Source organism: Bacillus sp. T33-2, from assembly GCF_002860205.1.
Taxonomy (GTDB): Bacteria; Bacillota; Bacilli; order Bacillales; family Cytobacillaceae; genus T33-2.
On record NZ_PGVB01000059.1, the window covers coordinates 1 to 1,460 of the forward strand.

General features: G+C 41.0%; 1 protein-coding gene. It reads left to right on the forward strand.

Annotation, left to right across the window (positions count from 1 at the left end; translation table 11 throughout):
- Positions 1-58: 58 nt before the first annotated feature.
- On the forward strand, positions 59-1,276 hold the full coding sequence (locus CVD19_RS23800) for an IS256 family transposase (RefSeq protein ID WP_101585665.1): 1,218 nt from the start codon (positions 59-61) through the stop codon (positions 1,274-1,276).
- Positions 1,277-1,460: the final 184 nt, after the last annotated feature.

Here is a 1,460-nt window from a genome sequence, read left to right on the forward strand (position 1 = left end):
GAGAATGTAAAAAGTTTTGTGTAATTGGTTATACTTTCCAATAAGGAGATGATCAATTATGCAAAACGAAAGAAACTGGTTGGCTGAAGAAATAGCGAAAGATTGTCGCACGGTGGAAGATATACAAGAAAAGTTAAAGACCTTGTTTAAAGACACGATTCAACAGGTGTTCGAAGCTGAAATTGATGACCATTTAGGCTATAAGAAACATGATAATGAAGGAGACCTTTCTGGCAATAGCCGAAATGGATACAGTCCTAAGACGGTCAAAACAAAGTATGGCAACACAGAGTTACGTATTCCGAGGGATCGAAAAGGCGAATTTGAGCCACACATCATTAAGAAATATGAAACGACATCAAATGGGTTGGAAGATCAAATTATTGGCCTCTATGCCAAAGGTATGTCCACAAGGGATATTGAAGACCATATGCAGGATCTGTACGGAATTGAAGTGTCCCCTACTATGGTCAGTAAGGTAACGGATAAAATCATGCCCCTTATCGTAGAGTGGCAATCCAGGCCATTGGATCGGCTCTATCCCATTGTTTTTTTGGATGCCATTCATTTCAAAGTAAGAAAAGAAAACCGAATTGTGAGTAAGGCTGCCTATAGTGTATTAGGCATCAATTTGTCTGGCCATAAGGAAATTCTGGGGATTTGGATTGGAGAAAATGAGAGTGCGAGTTTTTGGCTGGGAGTCTGTAATGACCTCAAAAACAGAGGTGTACAGGATATTCTAATTGCCTGTAAGGACGGCCTTTCTGGCTTTTCTGATGCCATTAATACGGTTTTTCCACAGACAGATATCCAGCTATGTATTATTCATCAAATTCGTAATTCTATGAAATACGTTTCGTATAAGGAACAGAAAGTAATAATGGCTGATTTAAAGAAAATCTACCAGGCACTCACTCTTGAAGAAGCTGAATTAGAGTTCTCCAACTTCAAGGAAAAATGGGGCAAGAAACATCCGATCATCATCAAATCGTGGGAAACAAACTGGCTGGAGCTGACCGCCTACTTCAGCTACCCTGCAGAAATTAGAAGGCTCATTTATACCACTAATACAATTGAAGGGTATCACCGGCAGCTTAGGAAAGTGACCAAGACCAAGTCAGCCTATCCAACAGATGATTCACTGAGGAAAATCATTTATTTAGCGACAACGGAAATATCAAAGAAGTGGACTATGCCTGTAAGAGGATGGAAAGAATGTATATCACAACTGGCCATTTATTATGGGGACAGGTTGGAAGCAGAGCTTAACGCTTGAGCCGAAGCTTTGTGCCGGCTTGACACGGAGCCTCTGCGGGCATGATTTCTGGCGATTGGGCGATACCTTCTAAAAGGCCCAGGCATCGCCTGGCAGCCAAGCCTATCATGCCCGCCACTCCATGTAAAGCCTTTATATATAATTTAGCTCCAAAAACTAATTACACAAAATTATTTATACTCCC

Bases quoted from the DNA above. Each gene is read 5' to 3' on its own strand.
- CVD19_RS23800 (WP_101585665.1), top strand. From the start codon at position 59: ATGCAAAACGAAAGAAACTGGTTGGCTGAAGAAATAGCGAAAGATTGT.